This window comes from Geoanaerobacter pelophilus, assembly GCF_018476885.1.
GTDB lineage: Bacteria > Desulfobacterota > Desulfuromonadia > Geobacterales > DSM-12255 > Geoanaerobacter > Geoanaerobacter pelophilus.
The window spans coordinates 842,429-862,108 of the sequence record NZ_JAHCVJ010000001.1 but is presented as its reverse complement, the minus strand read 5'-3'; the positions used below and the strand labels follow the sequence as shown (position 1 = coordinate 862,108).

Genomic DNA, 19,680 nt, shown 5'->3' with positions numbered 1-19,680 from the left:
GTCGTTCCTTGCCATTACCCCCCTCCTGTGTTACGGTGATCGAGAAATTGCCAACTCTAAGGAAAATAAATGAAATTTAGTGAATTGAAACTGCCGGAACAAGTTATGAAGGGGATCGAGGATGCCGGGTTTGTCGATTGCACCCAGATCCAGGCTGAAACCCTACCGCTAGCGCTTTCCGGCAAAGATGTGGCCGGCCAGGCCCAGACCGGTACCGGCAAGACCGCAGCATTTCTAGTGACGCTCTTTACCCGGTTGTTGAACCAGGAGAAGCAGGGTGACAAGCAGCATCCGCGGGCGCTGGTTCTGGCGCCGACGCGTGAGCTGGTGGTGCAGATAGAACAGGATGCCCAGCTGCTGGGCAAGCACTGCGGCCTCTCGGTTCAAGCGATATACGGCGGCGTGGATTACATGCTGCAGCGGAACGCCCTGCGCGAGGGCGCCGATATTGTCATCGGCACCCCGGGCCGGCTGATCGATTACCTGAAGCAGAAGGTCTACTCGCTGAGCAAGATCGAGGCGCTGGTCATCGACGAGGCGGACCGGATGTTCGACATGGGTTTCATTGCCGACCTCCGGTTTATTCTCCGCCGGCTGCCGCCGTTCGACAAACGCCAGAACCTGATGTTTTCGGCTACCCTCAACCAGCGGGTTATGGAGCTGGCTTACGAGTTCATGAACCTTCCGCAGAAGGTCCAGGTAACCCCGGAGCAGATGACTGCGGAACGGGTACAGCAGGTGCTGTACCATGTGGGCCGCAAGGAGAAGTTTCCGCTGTTGCTGGGACTACTGCGCCGCGAGGGGATGGAACGCACCATGATTTTCATCAATACCAAGCGGGAGGCAGAGTTTCTCAATGAACGGCTGATGGCCAATGATTTCCCCTGCCGCATGATTTCCGGCGATGTTGACCAGAAGAAGCGGATGAGGATCCTGGAACAGTTCAAAGAGGGGAAGCTGCCGATCCTGATCGCCACGGATGTCGCCTCCCGGGGGTTGCATATCGAGGGGGTATCGCACGTCATTAACTACGATCTGCCGCAGGATGCCGAGGATTATGTCCACCGCATCGGCCGGACGGCCAGGGCCGGAGCCGAGGGGAAGGCGATTTCCTTTGCCGACGAGGATGGGGCCTTTCACCTCGAGGCGATCCACGAGTACATCAAGGAGAAGATCGAAGTAGAATGGGCCGAAGACGATCTCTTTGTTCACGACTACAAGCGGAGTAAGCCGAAACACAAGCAACTTGAAGTGAAGACCCACGGCAAAAGCCATCAGCATCCGCATGCGCGGCCGGGCGAGGCCACCGGAAATACTGCGCCGCCCAAGAAGAAGCGCAGACGACCGGCCAAGAAAAAGCCGGAGGCTGGCAGTGCGCAACCGGGAACCGCTGCAAACTGAACCTCTGGACAGGCAGCCGGAAGTTGTTATTCTGTAAGGATATCAATCTAACCATGGAGGTGCTTTCATGAAAAAAGGGATTATCGCTGTTGTCGTTGCTTTAACCTTTGCCCTGGCCGCTTCGGTTTATGCCGACAAGGAGCTGCCGGTCTACAAGAAGGGCGATGCTGTGTACGTCTGCGCCTGCGGCGCCGGGTGCGACTGCATGACTATGTCGCGCAAGGCAGGGAAGTGCAGTTGCGGCAACGAGATGGCCAAGACCACGGTTGAAAAGGTGGATGCCGGCAAGATCTTTGTCAAGGTCGAGGGGAAAGAGCTTACCTTTCCGACAAAGGCCAAGTATGCCTGTGCCTGTGGCGAAGGGTGCAGCTGCGGCACGGTAAGCCAGAAACCGGGCAACTGTAGCTGCGGAACCGAGATGAAAAAGGTCGAGTAGCATCATATCCAATAGCGTGGGGGGATTTCTCAAATGAAGAAGATGATGACACTTGTGGTAACTCTGGCAGCCTGTGCTGCACTGTGCGGCACCTGTCTTGCCGCTGAGCCGGTATCGCCTGCCGATAAGCTGCTCAAAAAGGAGTCCGAGCTGAAGGGCAAGCTGGACAAGGCTGACAAGGATCTTAACACCAAGGCCGAAGATGCCAAGAAGAAACAGGCTGACAAGAAGGCCGAGATGAAGAAGAAGCAGGATGAGCGCAAGGCCGAGCTGGACAAGAAAAAGCAGGAAGGGAAGAAGGCTGCAGACGACACCAAGGCTGAAGGGGAAAAGCTGAAGGAAAAGGCCAAAGGTGATGTCAAGGACCTGAAGAAAAAGAAAGACACCAAGAAACAGCAGCTCAAGGGCGCCCATGAGGATGCCAAAAAAGAGGTCAAAGAGATGAAAGAGGGGCTGAAGTAGCCGGTCTTTCGTAACTGCTCATGATGGATAACAAAAGGCCTTCCGTTTCCGGAAGGCCTTTTTGCATGAAAAGTGTCGCTTGAGGCTGCTATAGCTTGAACTGCCTGACGATCCGCTGCAGTTCCTCGGCGGTCCTGGCCAGCTGGTTGGCGGAAGTGGCCGACTCATGGGCGCCTTTTGAGGTCTCCTGCACCACCTCGGTGATCTGGTGGATGTTGTTGCTGATCTCGCCGGTGGTAGCGGTCTGCTCTTCGGCAGCAGTGGCCACCTGGTTCACCTGCATGGTAACGGCATTGATCTGCTCCAGGATCTCCTGCAGCGCAGTACCGCACTTGGCGGCTTCGCTGGTCCCCTGTTCAACCTCGCGCACTCCGGCATCCATGGCCGCTACCGCCCCTTTGGTCTCGTTCTGGATCGCCTTGATCATCTCGCTGATCTCGCGGGTTGCTTTGGTGGTCCGCTCGGCCAGGGCCCGCACCTCGTCGGCGACCACGGCAAAGCCGCGCCCCTGCTCACCGGCCCGGGCCGCCTCTATGGCAGCGTTCAAGGCGAGCAGGTTGGTCTGGTCGGCGATATCCTGGATGGTGGCGACGATGGCGCCGATCTGGTCACTCCTGGCGCCCAGGCTCTCGACGGTCTTAGCGGTCTCCTGTACCCGGCTGGCAATCCGTCCCATAACCTGGACGGTGTTGTTGACCACCTGCGAACCTTCGCTGGCGGCCCGGCTCGCCTGGTTGCTCCCTTCGGCGGCCATCTGGCAGTTCTGGGCGATATCGCCGGAGGTGGCTGACATCTCTTCGCCGGCAGTGGCTACGGTGGAAGCCTGGGCCGCAACCTCTTCGGCGCCGGTGGCAATCTGTTCTGAAGCGGTCATCAGTTGCGAGGCGGCAGCCGCCACCTGGGTGGTGTTGCTGGCAATGCTGGTGATGATCGCGTGCAGTTTGTCCATGAAGGTGTTAAACCCGGTGCAGATATCCCCCAGTTCGTCCCGCGACCGGTAATCGAGCCGTTTGGTCAGGTCTCCTTCTCCCTGGGCGATATCGATAACCATGTCATGCACTGCGGTGAGCGGTTTTTTGATGGAACGGATAACCACCAGCATCATGGCCAGGGCAAGGATGATGGCGACTATCGCCAGCCCCAGCATCGTGGTTTGGATTTTACTGCTTGTAGATTCAGCTTCTTTTACCTGTTTTTCCAGTTCGGCATCCTGCTCTTTTGCCAGATTAGTTATTGCAGCTTCGGCACCGTGAGTTTGCTCTTTGTACTGACCGATTGCCTTGTTGCCATCCTGCGGCGTGGTAATTGCGCCGCTCTTAACCTGCTCATAAACCTTGCCGAAGCCATCGGCATAACCCTTAATATTGGTCTTGATCGTTGCCAGGGTCTCTTTCTGTTTTGTCGTATCCGCCAACTTTTCCATAGAAGCGATGCGGTCATTAAAGTGTTCCAGTGATTCATTCCACTTCTTTTTATAATCCTCTACCTTGTCTGCAGAGCCGATATTCATGAACAAGTCTTTTTCATAGCGGCGGAGCATATTGATATTGGCGCGTGTGCGCTGGGCGTACTCGACCAGTTTGGCATCCTTTTCAGCTATTTCATAGATATAGAACTTTGATTTCTGCTGCCCAAAGTACCCGGTACCGCTGACAACCACCAGGATAAACAGGATGAGACTGAAACTGAGGATAAGCCTGGTAGAGATTTTCATGTTGCTGAGCATGTACACCCTCCTTGCAATTAATAACCAGTGTTGAGTCTGTAAAGAATTGTTACTGTTTGGTTGGTATTTAGTGTTGAGTCTGTAAAGAAGTATCACTGTTTAATTAATATGGTTTATCGGCATACATGAATATGGCTTTAGATTTTTTTAGGGAAAACCCTACTTGTGCTATCAGGGGTTCCCTGATAATGGTCTCTTTTCCCAATAAAAAAGAGGGCTGGGCCCCCTTTTTTATCCTTAATGATATGTGTCGTAAGCTGCATTATTACAGTTTGAACTGCCCGACAATCCGCTGCAACTCCTCAGCGGTCCTGGCCAGTTGGTTGGCGGCAGTGGCTGATTCCTGGGCGCCCTTGGCTGTCTCCTGAACCACTTCGGTAATCTGGTGGATGTTGTTGCTGATCTCGCCGGTGGTGGCGGTCTGCTCTTCGGCAGCTGTGGCCACCTGGTTCACCTGCATGGTGACGGCATTGATCTGCTCCAGGATCTCCTGCAGCGCTGTGCCGCTCTTGGCTGCTTCCATGGTCCCCTGCTCAACCTCCTGTACCCCGGCCTCCATGGCCGCCACTGCTCCCTTGGTCTCGTTCTGGATCGCCTTGATCATTTCGCTGATCTCGCGGGTCGCCTTGGTGGTCCGCTCGGCCAGGGCCCGCACCTCGTCGGCGACCACGGCAAAACCGCGCCCCTGCTCACCGGCACGGGCCGCCTCGATGGCAGCGTTCAAGGCCAGCAGGTTGGTCTGGTCGGCGATGTCCTGGATGGTGGCGACGATGGCGCCGATCTGGTCGCTCCTGGCCCCCAGGCTCTCAACGGTCTTGGCGGTCTCCTGTACCCGGCTGGCGATCCGGCTCATGACCTGGACGGTATTGTTGACCACTGCAGAGCCGGAACTGGCAGCCTGGCTCGCCTGATTGCTTCCCTCGGCAGCCATCTGGCAGTTCTGGGCGATATCGCCGGAGGTGGCTGACATCTCTTCGCCGGCAGTGGCCACGGTGCCGGCCTGGGCCGCAACCTCTTCGGCGCCGGTGGCGATCTGTTCCGCCGTAGCCATCAACTGGGTGGCGGCAGCGGCCACCTGGCTGGTGTTGCCGGCTACGCTGGAGATAATCCGATGCAGTTTTTCCACGAACTGATTGAAGAAGCCGCTGGCAACAGCGATTTCGTCCTTGCTGTCAGCATTGAGCCGCTGGGTCAAATCCCCTTCGCCTTGCGCCATATCCCGGAACATGGTTACCATGGCGGTTACCGGCTTGAGTATCGAATTGAGCAGCCAGCCGGCAAGACCCATCTGGAGCAGAATGCCGATCAACCCTATTATCAGCGATTCCGTGATGGTCTTACGGATTTCCGCATCATACTCCTTGTCCGCCTCTTTGGCTTCTTTGCGGATGGACTCTTCTATCTTCAACATATTTTCCCGAATGATCTGTACCTGCTTGTCGCTCGCCTCGTCCAGGGCAATGATTTCTTTGGTTATGCCGGTCGTGGAACGCAGCAGGGGCAAGGTTTTGTTTTCGAAGATGTTTGCTACCTCTACCGCAGCCTTTTTCGCCTCAACAGCCCATTCTTTTTCTTCTTTGGTGTCAGCGGCCTTTTCGACCTCATCCAGTCGCTTGAAGTTTTTCTCCTTGGTTTCGGGCCAGCTCTTGGCCACTTCGTCCAGGTCCCTGTTGATGATGGCACCGGAGATGACAGAGGATAGCGACAGTCCGACCCTGGCCCCGGTGCCGGCAAGTATGGCATTATCGGCCCGTTGTGCTCCCTGGTCCTGAAGATTTTTCAGCACGTTCAGCTCATGATATTCCATGCCGATGATCGCCACTACGGTCAGCAGCACAATGATTGCGTTTGCGATCAGCTTTGACTTGATGGTTGCCATGTTGCACATCTCCTTTGATATGATGATGAGGATGCAAGAACAGATCTAATGTTGCAGGGCTATTCCCGCCTTAACTACATATCGTTATCGCGTTATTTATATTAATACCGGCAAATGCGGAATCGGCTGTGCGGCATTTACCTACAACAAAAGTAGTGATGGGGATTTGTGGATTGAGTCCGTGGGGTTAGCTATGCGGTTTAACGGCAGTTGCGGCTGGTTGCAGGGGTGGTGAGCTGTTATGACACCAAGGCGTGGCGGATACAGTAAGAGGTCAGTTCGGCGTTGTTTCTTACGTTGAGTTTTTGCATCAGCCTGGAGCGGTATGAACCGATGGTCTTTACGCTCAGGCAAAGTTCGGCCGCCGCCTCTTGGGAACTCTTGCCCGAAGCCAACAGGCAGGCTATCTGCAGTTCCCGGTAGGACAACATCTCGTGGGGGAGTTTCCCCAGCGGTCTCCCCGAGGCTACTTCCGCTGCCAGGAGGGAAGAGAGGGCGGGACTGATATATTTGCCGCTGGTCGTTAGCTGCTTGATCGCGCAAATCAGGTCTTCCGCGGCCGTAGCCTTTGACAGATAGCCGTTGGCGCCGAGTTTGAGGGCGCGGATGGCATACTGCTCCTCAGGGTACATGCTGACGATCAGAACCGGTACCTCGTTTTTCCCGGTGCGGATCTCTTTCAGCAGGTCCAGTCCCCCCTTGCCCGGGAGCGAAATATCCAGGATCACCAGTTCAATAGGGTGACCGGCCAAGATCCGGGTTGCCTCCTGGGCCGTGGCTGTCTCAAAAAAGCGCGCTTCCAGCGAGGGATCTTCTTCGATGATCTGCATCAGCCCTTTGCGCACTACGGAATGGTCGTCCACAATCAGGATATTCATGGGTTTTCCCCGCACGGTATGGTCAGTTTTATTGTGGTGCCTTTGGTGCGATGCCCTTTGATGGCCACGGTTGCGTTCATCAGTTTTGCCCGCTCGCGAATCCCCATGATGCCGTAAGAATTCCCGCCTTCGGCTTGCTTTTGGGTAATGCCTTTACCGTTATCAGTAATTTCCAGGATACAGGAGTTCCTTTTCTTGTAAAAGGCGATTGAGGCTTCCGTGGCACGCGAGTGGCGGGCAATGTTGGTCAGGGCCTCCTGGCAGATTCTGAATATCGTGGTGGCGTGATCAGCAAAGATGCAGACAGCCGGGTCGACCTCGGCATTACAGCTGATGCCGGTCCGGCCGGTGAACTCCTTTGCCGACCAATCTATAGCTGCGCTTAGACCGACTTCGTCAAGCAGTGATGGCCGCAGCCTGGTGCAGATGGAGTTTACCGCTTTGATGCTATCCCGGGCAAGCTGCTCCAGCGCGGTTAGCCGCTGTTGGGCATCAGCATCATCTGGGGCGATTTTCTTTTTGAGATGGGACAGCTCAAAGGAAATAACAGTCAGATTCTGGCCCAGTTCGTCGTGGATATCCCGGGCGATATGCAGCCTTTCATCCTCCAGCCGCATTACTTGCTGCCGGGCATAGGCTTTCAGCTTTTCATGCTCCTCGCGCTGCCGCTGCTCGGCTTCCATTTCACTGGTCACGTCGAGGAACATCCCCAGAACGCCGCAGATCGAGCCGCGCTCATCTCGAACCGGGGACTTGCAGGTGTGGACCGATAGCTTGCGGCCATGAGCACTGACCTGCTCAATGAACTCTTCGGAGACGCCGTTGGCCATGATTCTCAGGTCATCCTCGCGAATTCTATCTGCTTCCTGCTGGGGGAGATAATCGAAATCGGTCTTGCCGGCAACCTCTTCCGGCGAACTCCCCAGGATTTGGGCAAATCTTCGATTGCACGCCACAAATACCGAGTCCTGGTTCTTGAGGAAGATCGACCGCGGGATGTTGTCCAGCAGGATGCGGTAGTTTGCTTCGCTCCGGTTGAGCGCTTCCTCCGCCGCCTTGCGCTGGGTAATATCCCTGCCGATGGACTGAAACTCTACGATGTGGTTATCATCGTCAAAGAGCGCCTTGGTGAACCATTCCACCCAGTGCTGGGAATTTTCGCCAAACTGTTGCTGGTATTCAAAGACATTTGTGGGGCTGGTGCGCTGCAGCGTTTGAAAATGACACTCTATGACCGTTGCCAGGGTGGCTCTGTTGGCGGCATCGAGCAGATCAAGAAAACGCTTGCCGAGCAGTTCGGTTCGGGGCATCCCGATAAACCGGCTATATGCCTCATTAACAAAAATAATGGTTGTGTCCGGCAGCCAGCGACAGATCAGTTCCGGATAGTCTTCGATCAGTGACCGGTAGAATAGGTCGGGTTCTTTGGGCAGGCTCTTAAGGGGCATTGTTCAGTCGGTTCCTGGTCCAGCTGATGATTTGGTCGAACTCGGGAAAATGTTGGCAGCAGATGCAAGCGGATCGGCTCTCACCCTAGCATCCCTTTCATCTTGGCAAAGAAGTCTCCGGCCATTTTCTCGGCCTCATCTTCGTTGAGCGCCTGGGCCCCGGCAACCTGCTGCAGGTTGACCAGCTGTTCCGGAATCTCTTCCAGAAAGCGGGAGGGGTGGCGCTCCTGCATCTTGCCGTACTGTTTCCGTTGCAGGCAGCGGGTGATGGTCAGGTGGCGCCGGGCGCGGGTGATCCCCACATACATCAGCCGCCGTTCCTCGTCAATGGAAAAATCCTCGTAGATCGACTTCTTGTGCGGCAGGATCTCCTCTTCCAACCCCACCAGCCACACCATGGGGAACTCCAGACCCTTGCTGGAGTGGAGCGACATCAGGGTGACGGCATCGCGGCCATGCTCTTTCTTATCTTTGCCGGAGAAACGGTCCTCGTCCATCAGGGTTACTTTTTCCAGAAAGAGCGGCAGGGTGGCTTTTGCTGAGCTGCTCTCGAAACCGGCCAGCGAATTGATCACCTGTTCGATGTTCTCCACCTTTCTGCGGGCAGTGGCCTGGTCGTCAATGGTGCGGTACAGCTCCTCCTCAAGGCCGATCTTGCGGAACAGCCGGTCGACCTTGTCCGCCAGGTGACCGGGGGCGGCGAAATTCGCGATTTCTCCGCTCAGCAGGTCATGAAACGCCTGCACCTTGGCCCGCACCGCTTCGGTGATGCCGTCGATCTCCGCAGCCCTCCCCAATGCCTCGAACAGCGGTATCCCCTGCTCCATGGACCACTGGTTGATCTTGAGGATGGTCGTCTCGCCGATGCCGCGTTTCGGAAAGTTGATGATCCGCAGCAGCGACTGCTCATCCTCGGGGTTGGCGATGGTCCGGAGCCAGGCCAGGGAATCCTTGACCTCTTTCCGCTCATAGAACTGCATGCCGCCTATCAGGACATAGGGGATGCCGGCAAAGCGGAGCTGCTCCTCGAACGGCCTGCTTTGGGCATTGGTGCGGTAGAGGATGGCGCAGTCGCCGTAGCTGACCTTGTCGCGGAAACAGGTGGTCTCGATCCGCTCGACCACAGTGGTGGCCTCCTCTTCGTCGTCGGCGGCCACGATCAGGTCGATCGGCCGTCCCGGCCCGCTTTCGGTCCATAGAGCCTTGACCTTGCGCTTGGTATTGTTGCTGATGACATGGTTCGCCGCATCGAGGATGTTGCCGGTGGAGCGATAGTTCTGCTCCAGCATCACCACCTTGCAACCGTGGTAATCGTGCTCGAAATTGAGGATCTTTTCGACGTCTGCACCGCGCCAGCCGTAGATCGACTGGTCGTCGTCGCCGACCACGCAGATGTTGCGGTTCTGTGCGGCGAGCATCGAGATCAGCAGGTACTGGGAGGGGTTGGTGTCCTGGTACTCGTCCACCATGATGTAGCGGAACTGTTGCTGCCACTTGGCCAGCACCTCGGGGAAGTCGCGCAGCAGCCTGACGGTCAGCATGATCAGGTCGTCGAAGTCGATGGCGTTGCAGCTCTTGAGCAGCGCCTGATAGCGGGGGTAGATGGCAACGGCCATCTGTTCGCTTTCGTCAAAACCGGTTGGCCGGTACTGCTCCGGAGTGAGCAGGGCGTTCTTAGCGCCGGAGATCTTCCACAGGATCGAGTCCGGGTCGAACTTCTTCTGGGTGTCGTTGGTTTCCCGCAACGCTTGCCGGATCAGGCCAAGCTGGTCGGAGGTGGAGTAGATCGAGAAATTCTTTTTGTAGCCGAGCTTGCGGATATCCTGGCGGAGGATCTTTACCCCGAGCGAGTGAAAGGTGGAGATTGTCATCCCTTTGCCGCGGCTCCCCACCAGTTCTTTCATCCGCTCCTGCATCTCGCGGGCCGCCTTGTTGGTAAAGGTGACCGCTAGTATGTTTTCCGGCGGCACCTCTTTGTTTTCAATGAGATGGGCGATGCGACAGGTGATGACCTTGGTCTTGCCGGAACCGGCGCCGGCCAGTACCAGCAAAGGTCCTTCAGTATGGGTGGCAGCGGTTCGCTGCTGGGGATTCAGTGATTTCAGGTCGAACATGACAGTTCCTTCTTATGACGAAAAGAGACCTGGCAGGGATAGGATCTGCCAGGTCTCCTTATCAACGTCGCGATTGTAATCTGTAAGTTTGCAGGTTACAAGTCGGTTTTTCAGTCAAGCTTCAAACGGCAGAAAGTGGCACAAGTTAAAGCAGTGGTTGCATGTGCCCAGCACCGACTATTTATTCTTGTGCCGCATAGATTAACTGCTTTGGCTCTATTCACCTAACCGAATTCTATCGCTTTAAGTTTTTCCATCGAAACCGGGCAACAGTTTCTTGAATCGCTAGTGCTGAACTTTGATGATTCGTTGCCTTTTGTCGAGATGATTAACAGTATTTAAACTTATCTGACGTTAAAGGTGTACTCTATCATAGTCTGCAAGAGCCTTGCATTAGGGCTTTTAGCTGGTAATGACTTGTCGTGGGCGTAAAACGTCGTTGTTAATCCTTGTCGACATTATTTACAAACTAATTCTTATCTGTTTTTTTGCGACGTTGAAATCAAGTAAATCAGTATGTTATACGGCTGGCACATAAAATGCTCGCTAATTAAATTAGATTAATTATATCCCACACTCACTTTAAAAAGGAGGATCTGATTATGAAACGCGTATTGGTAATAGGCGTCGCTTTTGTAGCACAGCTTGTCATAAGCCAGGCTGCTAATAGTGAAACAGTAAGTTTTGATGATCCGACAACACACTGGGCTGGTTGGGATTCTAGTGCTTATCAGGATTCTAAGGATGTTCTCGGCAAGCCTCAGATTACTGGCGGGACTTATGAGGTTTCTAATAACATGCTATCGAGCTTTTCAATTTCTAATGACCCTTCTTGGGAACATGGTATTGGTTGGGGAACATTCAAAGCCGGCGACCTGTTTATTAATGTAAAAAGTTCAGCCGATGATCATATATGGGATTATATTGTGAGGACCTTTGATAAATCAGCCGCCGGTGATTATGCATTGTACGATATTTCCTCGCTCAATGCATCGGATCAGAGGTTTTTGTATGGACCAAATACTAATTCTGGGCCGGGTTTTGGGCAAATCGGACCGTATATCACAGCTTATGAGCGTCATAATCAGCCTGTTGCAATAGCTGATGAGCTTCTGAAAGGTCTTCCATCGCTTGGAACGGTTTTCTTTAGCGGTTTAACCAATGATCCTTTCAATGCTTCGTATACATTCAATACTCCTCTTCTTGTTGGGGACAGTTGGAGTTATTCCTGGACATTGACGTGCGGCAATGATGTCGTCCAGAGCCCTGTTCCTGAACCGGCTTCTATAGTGCTCCTCGGGGCCGGACTTTTGGGGCTTGCGGGGTACGGTATCCGCAGGAAAAATAGGAAAGCGTAACTTGCAAATACAGGTTTTCCTGAATCAGTAAAAAAGGCGGTGCTTTCAAAAGCATCGCCTTTTTTTTGAGGCAATTGACTATTAATACTGTCCATTTATTTGTCTGCTTACAAAAACCTGAGAAGTTTTTGTAAGCAAAGGGCAATGCCTAACTTCACGCAGGGAACATGCAGTTCTAGTATGGCAAAACCTCATGTTGACAGCGACAGGCGCGATGGATACCATGTACGCCGACTAATCGACACTCTGGGAGCAGTTATGGACCTTTTCACACCATGGCAGCGTGTTGACGAACTCCGCCGCCTGATAGAACACCACAACCGGCTGTATTACCAGGATGACCGGCCGGAGATCACCGATGCGGAGTACGATGCGCTGTTTCGCGAACTGCTGGCGCTGGAGGAGAAGCATCCAGAGCTGGTTATCCCTTCGTCACCTACGCAGCGGGTCGGTGGCAGTCCTCTTGAGAGGTTCAGCCAGGTGGTACACCGGTTGCCGATGCTCTCCCTGGAAAACGCCATGGTCGAGGCGGACATCATTGAGTTTGACCAGCGGGTCAAACGGTTTCTCGGCCTGGTTGCCGACCCGGTCATCGAATATGTCTGCGAGCCCAAGATGGATGGCCTAGCAGTGGAACTGGTCTATGAAAAAGGGGTGCTGACCGGTGGCTCCACCCGTGGCGATGGTGTAACCGGCGAGGATGTGACCGCCAACCTCCGCACGGTGCGTGACATCCCGCTGAAGCTTAATACTGCCGAGCCGCCAGAGCTGTTTGAGGTGCGGGGCGAGGTCTTCCTGCCTTTGGAACCGTTTCGCAGGTTCAATGCCGAACGGGAGGAGGCCGGGGAACAGCCGTTTGCCAACCCGCGCAACGCCGCCGCCGGCTCGATCCGCCAGCTTGATCCGCGCATTGCTGCCAAACGGCCGCTGGCATTTTTCTGCTACGCCCCAGGGGTGGTGAGCGGCCATGGTTTCCTGGCGCAAAGCCAGTTCTTAAAGGCGGTGCAGCGCTGGGGCATCCCGGTGAATCCGTTGGCGCGGAAGGTTCATGGCGTGGCCGAGGTGGTGGCGTATTACCGTGAGATGATGCGGGACCGCGAAACCCTGCCGTACGAGATCGACGGGGTGGTGGTCAAGGTCGATCCCTTTGCCATGCAGGCTGAATTGGGGGAAAAGAGCCGCTCGCCTCGCTGGGCCATCGCCTGGAAGTTTCCGCCGCGCCAGGCCGAAACCGTGGTCGAGGCGATCATGCCGTCGGTGGGCAGGACCGGGGTGATTACGCCGGTTGCCCAGTTACGGCCGGTCGAGGTCTCCGGGGTGATCGTCTCCAGGGCGACTTTGCACAACTGGGAGGAGCTGGAGAAAAAGGATATCCGGGTCGGTGATACCGTGATCATCGAGCGGGCCGGGGATGTGATCCCGGCCGTGGTCAGGGTGATCGTCGAAAAGCGGACCGGCGTTGAACAGCCGTTGCCGGTGCCGGAATTCTGCCCGGAATGCGGTTCCCGGGTGGTGAAGATCCCGGACGAAGTGGCGGTGCGCTGCCTCGGACTCTCCTGCCCGGCGCAGATCCGGGAATCGATCATCCATTTTGCTTCGCGCCGTGCCATGGATATCGAGGGGCTGGGGGACAAGTACATTGAGCAGCTCCTTTCCCTGGGGCTGGTTCGCTCGGTGGCCGACATCTACCGGCTCACCAGGGATGATTTCGACCGCTTCGAGCGGATGGGGGACAAGCTGGCGGAAAATCTGCTGGCTGCCATTGACAAGAGTAAGCGGTGTGACCTGGGTCGCCTGGTCTTTGCCCTTGGCATCCGCCACGTGGGGGAGCATACCGCGGCATTGCTGGCGCAGGCGTTTGGCAGTATCGAGAACCTCGCCAAAGCTACCGAGGCAGAGTTGATGGCGATTCGCGAGGTTGGGCCGCAGGTGGCGCGCTCCATAGCCGGATTCTTTGGCGAGCCTGCCAACCAGGCGGTACTGACGGCATTGTTCAGCGCAGGGGTCACCCCGGCGGCCCAGGAGAAGAAGACCGGCGGGCGCTTTACCGGCTTGACCTTTGTCTTTACCGGTTCGCTCTCCCGCTTTACCAGGGACGAAGCCAAGCGGATGGTAGAGGCTGAAGGTGGCCACGCGGCCGGATCAGTCTCGAAAAAGACCAGCTACGTAGTTGCCGGGGAAGAGGCCGGGAGTAAGCTGGACAAGGCTCGGGAACTGGGCGTGCCGGTACTGACTGAAGACGAATTCCTGGAGATGGTTGGAGGTGAGGGATAATGCCAGTGCGGAAGAGGATTGTGATTGCCGGTCGGGTGCAGGGAGTGGCGTTTCGCAACAGTACCGAGATGGCGGCGGTTGGCCTTGGGGTGACAGGCTGGGTGCGGAACCTCCCCAACGGCGATGTGGAGGGGTGTTTCGAGGGCGAAGAGGCAGCGGTGCAGCAGCTGGTGGACTGGTGCCGTCGAGGCCCTTCTGCAGCCAGGGTTGACCGGTTGATAGAGCATGAGGAGTTTTACAGCGGCGAATTCAGCCGCTTCGAGATCAGGTATTGATTGACAATCTGCTGGTACATGCGAGAATTGCAGCTCAGGGGAGTACGGCATAAATGGAGAAGCGGTTCCTGACACCTGTTGAGACAGTTGCTGCAATCGTTGCCGGCGGCAAGCGGGTCCTGACCCAGTCACGGGGACGCACCTTTGTGTTGAGCCTTCTGGCAGGGGTCTATATCGCCTTTGGCGCGCAGCTGTCAACCGTGGTGACCTCGGATGCCGCGAACTATGCCGGCCTGGGAATCTCCCGCTTCCTTGGCGGGAGCGTGTTTTCTCTCGGCCTGATGCTGGTGGTGATCTGCGGCGCCGAACTCTTTACCGGCAACAGCCTGCTGGCCAACGCAGCGCTGCATGGCGAAATATCCTGGCTGAAGCTGGCGGAGAACTGGACCATCGTCATTGTTGGCAATCTGCTCGGATCGCTCTTCTTTGCCTGGCTGATGTTCGAGACCCGCTTGTGGGAAGGGAGCCCGGTTGCCGAGCATGCGATCCGGATCGCTGCGGCCAAGTGCCGCTTGCCGTTCATGGCTGCCCTGGTGCGCGGTATTCTTTGTAACTGGCTGGTCTGCCTGGCCGTGATGATGGCTACCGCAGCGTATGACATCCCGGGGAAACTGATGGCCTGCTATGTGCCGATCATGGCCTTTGTCACCAGCGGTTTCGAGCATTCCATCGCCAACATGTATTTTATCCCTGCCGGACTGTTCCTGGCTGGGGCAACCGGCAGGGTCGAGGCCGGGCTTACCTGGTCCGGTTTCTTTATCGATAACCTGGTGCCGGTGACGCTGGGGAATATTCTCGGCGGGGTTATCTTTGTGGCTTTTGCCTACTGGTTTGTCCATCGGCGCACTGTTGATGAGGGGAACAAATCATCCTGAACAGATGACGGAGGGGTAATGAGATACGGCATAATCGGTTTCGTTGCATTGCTGGCACTGGTGGTTACAGAGACATCCTTGCTGGCCGCCACGGCCACCATTGGTTCCATCAAGGTTGCTCCGGGTGGGTCCCGCATTGAGATCCAGGGTGACCAGCCCTTGACTTACCTGTATCGGAAGATGACCGGCGGCAGTGGCATCATGCTCGATATCGCACCGGGAAAGACCAGGGGGATTGTTGGTGAGATTCCAGGCGCAGGGTTGGTGACCGGCATCTGGGTCAAGGAGCTTCAGGTTGACGGCATTCCGGTGACTCGCCTGGTGATAGGCATGGAGAAAGATGTTGTGGTCAATGTCAACCGGGACGCGGCAGACGCTGGGCGGCTGGTGATCTCATTTCCGTCGCTGGCTGCGCCCAACGCTGCCATGCCTGGTGATCCCTCGCTGAACGATCTGCTTGAGCCGCAAAAGAAAGCAGTAGCCGAACCGTCGCCGGTTAAGGCGGACAAGCCGGTCGAACCGAAGCTTGCAGCAAGGTCGACTGTCCCATCAATTGCCCAAGAGCTTGCCGTTCAACCTGAAGCTAAGGCCAACACCGTGTCGGTTCCCGTGCCTGCTCCGGTGGTTGTGTCCAAGGCCGAGGCAGTCGTCGCCAGGACGGTTGCACCTATTGCCGGCGGACAGCAGCTGGAGTCTGTTGTTATCGGCAACGACGCAGTGGAAATAATTTCCGGTGTGGCCATTGCCCATTACGACGCGTTCAAGCTCTCTGGCCCGGAGCGGCTGGTGGTGGATATTCCAGGAGCAGCAACGACCCTGAAGAGCCGCGAAGTGAAGGTAGGTAAATTCGGGGTTTCCCGGCTGAGGGTCGGCGTTTACCCGGACAAGACCAGGCTGGTGTTTGATGCCGCTGATGCCAAGGCCGGCCTGCCGCTGCATATTATCCAGAAGACGGCTAAAGGGCTGAAAATAACCTTTGCTGCGGCCAAAGGGAAAAAATGACGTCTTAATCAATAGGAAATGCTGCACATAATAAAAGGCGCCCCCGGAAACCGGAGGCGCCTTAGTCGTTGTTTTTGCGGGCCAAAACTATTTGCGGCCGGAATACATGGGGGACTGAGCCGTGCCAAATAGTGCGCCGCATCCCTTTAGAAAACTGTCCAGAAAGATGCTGAGAGCGATCCGCAGCCGCATCGTATTAAAGCCGGTCTGATTGACCGGGGCCTTTCTTGCCTGCCACACACTTCCTTTTATCCTGTTTTCCATCGTGTTCTCCTTGCTGCATCAATGATACTGAACCGGCTCTTGATCTGATGCTATCAATTTAGCAACATCCATACCCACGGTAGAAAAAATGAGTGTGTAGTGTAAATGTCATGATATCAGGTTGTTACAGGTTTGGCTGCGTTGGCGGTCTCTCCAGAACTTTGCATTGGCGCAAAAAAAGGGGCATCCGGAGTTGCAAATTTAAGAAACGCTGTTCTTAGGAAAGGAGCTGCAGTTGCTGCAGGATGTTGGAGAAACTATCCTGGCTCGCTGAGCGGACCAGAGAGAGGAACTCCTGGGGGAGAGGGGCATGAATCACGGTTGCCTGACCGGTTTCCGGATGGGTGAATCCGGTCCTGAAAGAGTGGAGGGTGAATCCCTGGTATGCCGGGAGTGACGGCCCGCCGTAGCGTTTGTCGCCCATGACCGGATGGCCGATGTGTCGCAGGTGAATCCTGATCTGGTGCATCCGGCCGGTATCGGGGCGGAGGGCGAGCAGCGAACATCTGCTGGTGCTGAAGATGGCGCTGTAGCGGGTGAGAGCCTCTTTCCCTTCAACCGGTTCTCTGATCGTGCCGTTACCGGTGATGTTACCAGCTGCCAGTGCCAGGTACAGCTTGTCCAGGCCGCCCTCCATGACCAGCTTACCGAAGATCCCTGCTGCGGTGGAGGATTTGGCGAGGAATACCCCTCCTGAAGTGCCGCGGTCCAGGCGGTTGATCGGGCGCAGCTTGAAGGTCGGTTCTGCCGCATGGGGGTGGGCGGCGCGTTCGCGGGCATGCAGGTAGGTGGTGGCACGCTCGGTGATGGTTTCGCCGGCCTCGGCAGCGGCGTGCATTGAGATGCCGTTCGGTTTGTTGATGCACAGAACCAGGCTGTCTTCGTAAAGGATATCTATTTCTGGCGCGAGCAATTTGGCATTCAGCAAGGCACGGGTGCGGCCACTCTCTTTCAGTGACACGCAATCACCTGCAACTAGCGGGCGCAGCTCTGAAACTGTCCCGCCGTTGACCGTGACATGCCCTTTTTTCAGCAACTGGTTGATGTATCCGGCAGTTGCCGTTGGTATCCGCATTCTTAGCCAGCTTCCGGCCGGGCGGCAATGGTCCTCTTCGGTGATGCGGAATTCCAGCATAATGACTTGCGCCTTTGTTGTTCGGTTATTTTAACCAGGTTGCCAGGTTGGCTGCCAGTTTGGCGTTATTCTCATCCAGATACTGGTTCTGGAAGATGGCATCGTCGGCAAAAATCACGAATTTGCCGTTGCCGTAGCTGCCGCTGACGATCACCGCAAACTCCTGCACCGCGTCACCCTGTGACAGCTTGCGGTCACCGTTCAGGTCAATCCAGGCCTTTTCTCCGGTTTTGGCTACAACCGTCGTGCCCGGGCGCTCATTGAGCAGGGCCCAACCTCCGTAGAGGCTAAACTGTTCGATGCCGGATGTCAACGGTCCAGCTTCGAGCCGGGTAACCTTGAAATTGATGTCGTCGGTTTTGACCAGGTTCTCCTGTTCATGAATAACGCTGCCTGATACTATCACTCCCAGCATGTCGAGCAGCGGCACCAGGGGCGGACCGATATGGAGCATTACGGCGAGCTTGCCTCCCTTGTCCAGATAGGCGGCAATTGCCTCCAGCTCTTCCGGGGGGAACGTGTTGAAGGCGCCGGAGATGACCAATGCCTGGGCACCGGTCAACGCGTCCTTGGTCATAGGACCATCAAGGGTCTCCACCTTGAAGCCCTGCTCCTTGAAGACGCCTGCAAGCCCGGAAAGGTGCAGCGGCCCCTCTTTACCTGTAAGAAAGCGCTGGTTGTGGCCCTGGTCGAACATTACAACGGGAAGATCTTCTGCCATGGCCGGCAGGATGGACATGAGCGACAAAACAGCGGTAAGCAGGACCTTGATTAAACGTGGCATAAACGCTCCTTTTTTCTAAAAGACAAATAGGATTATTTTTATCTTTTGTAGCAGCAAATCAACTATTGTGCAACTCCTTTTATTGGCTGCCGCTTATGCCTGATCAGAAGTTTGTTCTGCAAGACGGGACTCAGGCGCTTTCCAGTTGCAATGACGGGTAGCTTATTATAAAAACTTACGGAATTCAGGGTAATGGAGTGGTCTTGCTAATCAATAACGGTGATTCTATATCTAATTGTCGGTGCGCCGCTCTGTCCTGCGGGCTTTCGGGGGCAACACACTAAATGACCGACCTTGTCCGTAATCATTATAATACTCATCCATATCCGCAGGTCAGTCTTCTTGCCTCAATTCGGCGGTGCGACAGCTACGCGCTCAATCTGACCAGCCTCTGGGCCAGATTCAACGGTGAACTGCTGCCGCCAGAGTCCCAACGATTGCTGCTGGCCGGTTGTGGGGCTTTTTCTCCCTATCCCTTCAGCATTGCCAATCCCCAGGCAGAGATCATTGCTCTGGACCTTTCCGAGGCCTCGCTGGCCAGGGCAAGGCTGCATCTTCGGCTCCATGGCTGCAGCAATGTCAATACTGTTGCCGGTGACTTGCTGCGGCACGCGCCGGAGGCGGCTCCGTTTCATTTTATCGATGCCTTCGGGGTCATCCACCATATGAGCGATCCGTTAGCGGGGCTTGCCGCACTGGCAAATAGCCTGGTCGACGGCGGCATCCTGCGTTTGATGGTTTACAGCAAGGGAGGACGTGGTGAGATCGAATCCATCAGGAGGGCGCTCAGGTTGCTGCGCGTGACAGATGAGATGACTGCCCGAAGGTTGCTGTCACGGGCGCCGGAGGGCTCCAGGGTTGCAGAGTGCTTGAACGGCTTGCCCGAGGCAAGGAATTCGTGGGGTTTTAGTGATGCCTTCCTCCATCCGTCTGCCATGACATTCAGAATTGACGAGCTGTTGGAGATGACCGAAGCGGTTGGGCTGACGCCGCTGCTCTTTGCCCATCCCGGCGCCGTAAGGGATGTGGCTGAGGAGGTGCTGCGGCTGAGGGGGGGAGAGATCTCTCACAACTATCTGCTCTATCTCGGCAAACGGTCGCTAGGGGCGGCCCCCATTGAGCCGGGGGCCAGGCTGATGTTGAATCCGGTTTTGCAGAAGGTGGTGGCGTTCCCCGGTCTGTTGCCTCACAGGATCGATAACCGGCTCGGATTTGCAAACCCGGCGCTCGACAATGCTGCACGACGCTTCTTAAGGCGGTTTCGGGAACCGGTGGCCGTTGCGTCACTCTCCCGGAGCGATATTGACCGGGTCATGCCGTTTCATGACGCCTTATTCCTGGTCAGCATCCGCTGACGCCGCTTCACTTT

Annotated in this window: 17 protein-coding genes; 9 read left to right on the top strand and 8 right to left on the bottom strand. The window is 55.9% G+C overall.

Going from position 1 to position 19,680, the window contains the following annotated elements:
• Positions 1–69 precede the first annotated feature (69 nt).
• The 3 genes from KI809_RS03975 to KI809_RS03965 all read left to right on the top strand — a co-directional run bounded on the left by KI809_RS03975 (position 70) and on the right by KI809_RS03965 (position 2,299).
• Positions 70–1,401 carry a DEAD/DEAH box helicase gene (locus KI809_RS03975; RefSeq protein ID WP_214170194.1) on the top strand — a complete coding sequence of 444 codons (1,332 nt, stop codon included), beginning with the start codon at positions 70–72 and terminating at the stop codon, positions 1,399–1,401.
• A gap of 67 nt (positions 1,402–1,468) precedes the next feature.
• The gene (locus KI809_RS03970; RefSeq protein WP_214170193.1) at positions 1,469–1,837 is read left to right on the top strand and encodes a hypothetical protein; all 369 of its coding nucleotides are present in this window, start codon (positions 1,469–1,471) and stop codon (positions 1,835–1,837) included.
• Between the two features lie 33 nt (positions 1,838–1,870).
• Complete coding sequence (locus KI809_RS03965) at positions 1,871–2,299, top strand: hypothetical protein (protein WP_214170192.1); 429 nt, start codon at positions 1,871–1,873, stop codon at positions 2,297–2,299.
• A gap of 88 nt (positions 2,300–2,387) precedes the next feature.
• On the opposite strand, the gene KI809_RS03960 is transcribed toward KI809_RS03965, so the two are convergent.
• The 5 genes from KI809_RS03960 to KI809_RS03940 all read right to left on the bottom strand — a co-directional run bounded on the left by KI809_RS03960 (position 2,388) and on the right by KI809_RS03940 (position 10,344).
• Positions 2,388–4,025 carry a methyl-accepting chemotaxis protein gene (locus tag KI809_RS03960; RefSeq protein ID WP_214170191.1) on the bottom strand — a complete coding sequence of 546 codons (1,638 nt, stop codon included), beginning with the start codon at positions 4,023–4,025 and terminating at the stop codon, positions 2,388–2,390.
• Between the two features lie 265 nt (positions 4,026–4,290).
• Complete coding sequence (locus tag KI809_RS03955) at positions 4,291–5,904, bottom strand: methyl-accepting chemotaxis protein (RefSeq protein ID WP_214170190.1); 1,614 nt, start codon at positions 5,902–5,904, stop codon at positions 4,291–4,293.
• A gap of 239 nt (positions 5,905–6,143) precedes the next feature.
• Positions 6,144–6,782: a response regulator gene (locus KI809_RS03950; RefSeq protein ID WP_214170189.1), complete on the bottom strand. Its 639-nt coding sequence runs from the start codon at positions 6,780–6,782 to the stop codon at positions 6,144–6,146.
• Positions 6,779–8,230, bottom strand: coding sequence for a PAS domain-containing sensor histidine kinase (locus tag KI809_RS03945; protein WP_214170188.1), 1,452 nt, complete (start codon positions 8,228–8,230; stop codon positions 6,779–6,781). The genes KI809_RS03950 and KI809_RS03945 overlap by 4 nt, the downstream gene beginning before the upstream one ends.
• Positions 8,231–8,310: 80 nt before the next feature.
• Entirely contained in the window at positions 8,311–10,344 is a 2,034-nt protein-coding gene (locus KI809_RS03940) for an ATP-dependent helicase (RefSeq protein WP_214170187.1), read from the bottom strand.
• A 602-nt stretch (positions 10,345–10,946) separates the two neighbouring features.
• Between KI809_RS03940 and KI809_RS03935 the strand changes: the two genes are divergently transcribed.
• From KI809_RS03935 to KI809_RS03915, 5 genes are all read left to right on the top strand, one after another.
• Positions 10,947–11,702, top strand: coding sequence for a PEP-CTERM sorting domain-containing protein (locus tag KI809_RS03935; RefSeq protein WP_246559168.1), 756 nt, complete (start codon positions 10,947–10,949; stop codon positions 11,700–11,702).
• Between the two features lie 258 nt (positions 11,703–11,960).
• Positions 11,961–13,976: an NAD-dependent DNA ligase LigA gene (ligA, locus tag KI809_RS03930; protein WP_214170186.1), complete on the top strand. Its 2,016-nt coding sequence runs from the start codon at positions 11,961–11,963 to the stop codon at positions 13,974–13,976.
• Positions 13,976–14,251 (top strand): acylphosphatase, encoded by a 276-nt coding sequence (locus KI809_RS03925; RefSeq protein WP_214170185.1) that lies wholly within the window; start codon positions 13,976–13,978, stop codon positions 14,249–14,251. Before ligA ends, KI809_RS03925 begins: the two co-directional genes overlap by 1 nt.
• Before the next feature lie 53 nt (positions 14,252–14,304).
• Positions 14,305–15,126, top strand: a complete 822-nt coding sequence (locus KI809_RS03920) for a formate/nitrite transporter family protein (RefSeq protein ID WP_214170184.1) — start codon at positions 14,305–14,307, stop codon at positions 15,124–15,126.
• Between the two features lie 18 nt (positions 15,127–15,144).
• Positions 15,145–16,128 carry an AMIN domain-containing protein gene (locus tag KI809_RS03915; protein ID WP_214170183.1) on the top strand — a complete coding sequence of 328 codons (984 nt, stop codon included), beginning with the start codon at positions 15,145–15,147 and terminating at the stop codon, positions 16,126–16,128.
• A gap of 87 nt (positions 16,129–16,215) precedes the next feature.
• On the opposite strand, the gene KI809_RS03910 is transcribed toward KI809_RS03915, so the two are convergent.
• From KI809_RS03910 to KI809_RS03900, 3 genes are all read right to left on the bottom strand, one after another.
• A complete protein-coding gene (locus tag KI809_RS03910; RefSeq protein WP_214170182.1) occupies positions 16,216–16,392 on the bottom strand; it encodes a hypothetical protein in 177 nt (58 codons plus the stop codon).
• Between the two features lie 217 nt (positions 16,393–16,609).
• Positions 16,610–17,527: an RluA family pseudouridine synthase gene (locus tag KI809_RS03905; protein WP_214170181.1), complete on the bottom strand. Its 918-nt coding sequence runs from the start codon at positions 17,525–17,527 to the stop codon at positions 16,610–16,612.
• 25 nt (positions 17,528–17,552) lie between these two features.
• Positions 17,553–18,311, bottom strand: a complete 759-nt coding sequence (locus tag KI809_RS03900; protein WP_214170180.1) for a DUF4350 domain-containing protein — start codon at positions 18,309–18,311, stop codon at positions 17,553–17,555.
• 284 nt (positions 18,312–18,595) lie between these two features.
• On the opposite strand from KI809_RS03900, the gene KI809_RS03895 reads away from it, so the two are divergent.
• On the top strand, positions 18,596–19,666 hold the full coding sequence (locus tag KI809_RS03895; RefSeq protein WP_214170179.1) for a class I SAM-dependent methyltransferase: 1,071 nt from the start codon (positions 18,596–18,598) through the stop codon (positions 19,664–19,666).
• The last annotated feature ends 14 nt before the right edge of the window (positions 19,667–19,680 follow it).

Excerpts from the sequence above, each read along its gene's own strand:
- KI809_RS03975 (WP_214170194.1), top strand. The coding sequence starts at position 70 with ATGAAATTTAGTGAATTGAAACTGCCGGAACAAGTTATGAAGGGGATC.
- KI809_RS03970 (WP_214170193.1), top strand. The coding sequence starts at position 1,469 with ATGAAAAAAGGGATTATCGCTGTTGTCGTTGCTTTAACCTTTGCCCTG.
- KI809_RS03965 (WP_214170192.1), top strand. The coding sequence starts at position 1,871 with ATGAAGAAGATGATGACACTTGTGGTAACTCTGGCAGCCTGTGCTGCA.
- KI809_RS03960 (WP_214170191.1), bottom strand. The coding sequence starts at position 4,025 with ATGCTCAGCAACATGAAAATCTCTACCAGGCTTATCCTCAGTTTCAGT.
- KI809_RS03955 (WP_214170190.1), bottom strand. The coding sequence starts at position 5,904 with ATGGCAACCATCAAGTCAAAGCTGATCGCAAACGCAATCATTGTGCTG.
- KI809_RS03950 (WP_214170189.1), bottom strand. The coding sequence starts at position 6,782 with ATGAATATCCTGATTGTGGACGACCATTCCGTAGTGCGCAAAGGGCTG.
- KI809_RS03945 (WP_214170188.1), bottom strand. The coding sequence starts at position 8,230 with ATGCCCCTTAAGAGCCTGCCCAAAGAACCCGACCTATTCTACCGGTCA.
- KI809_RS03940 (WP_214170187.1), bottom strand. The coding sequence starts at position 10,344 with ATGTTCGACCTGAAATCACTGAATCCCCAGCAGCGAACCGCTGCCACC.
- KI809_RS03935 (WP_246559168.1), top strand. The coding sequence starts at position 10,947 with ATGAAACGCGTATTGGTAATAGGCGTCGCTTTTGTAGCACAGCTTGTC.
- ligA (WP_214170186.1), top strand. The coding sequence starts at position 11,961 with ATGGACCTTTTCACACCATGGCAGCGTGTTGACGAACTCCGCCGCCTG.
- KI809_RS03925 (WP_214170185.1), top strand. The coding sequence starts at position 13,976 with ATGCCAGTGCGGAAGAGGATTGTGATTGCCGGTCGGGTGCAGGGAGTG.
- KI809_RS03920 (WP_214170184.1), top strand. The coding sequence starts at position 14,305 with ATGGAGAAGCGGTTCCTGACACCTGTTGAGACAGTTGCTGCAATCGTT.
- KI809_RS03915 (WP_214170183.1), top strand. The coding sequence starts at position 15,145 with ATGAGATACGGCATAATCGGTTTCGTTGCATTGCTGGCACTGGTGGTT.
- KI809_RS03910 (WP_214170182.1), bottom strand. The coding sequence starts at position 16,392 with ATGGAAAACAGGATAAAAGGAAGTGTGTGGCAGGCAAGAAAGGCCCCG.
- KI809_RS03905 (WP_214170181.1), bottom strand. The coding sequence starts at position 17,527 with ATGCTGGAATTCCGCATCACCGAAGAGGACCATTGCCGCCCGGCCGGA.
- KI809_RS03900 (WP_214170180.1), bottom strand. The coding sequence starts at position 18,311 with ATGCCACGTTTAATCAAGGTCCTGCTTACCGCTGTTTTGTCGCTCATG.
- KI809_RS03895 (WP_214170179.1), top strand. The coding sequence starts at position 18,596 with ATGACCGACCTTGTCCGTAATCATTATAATACTCATCCATATCCGCAG.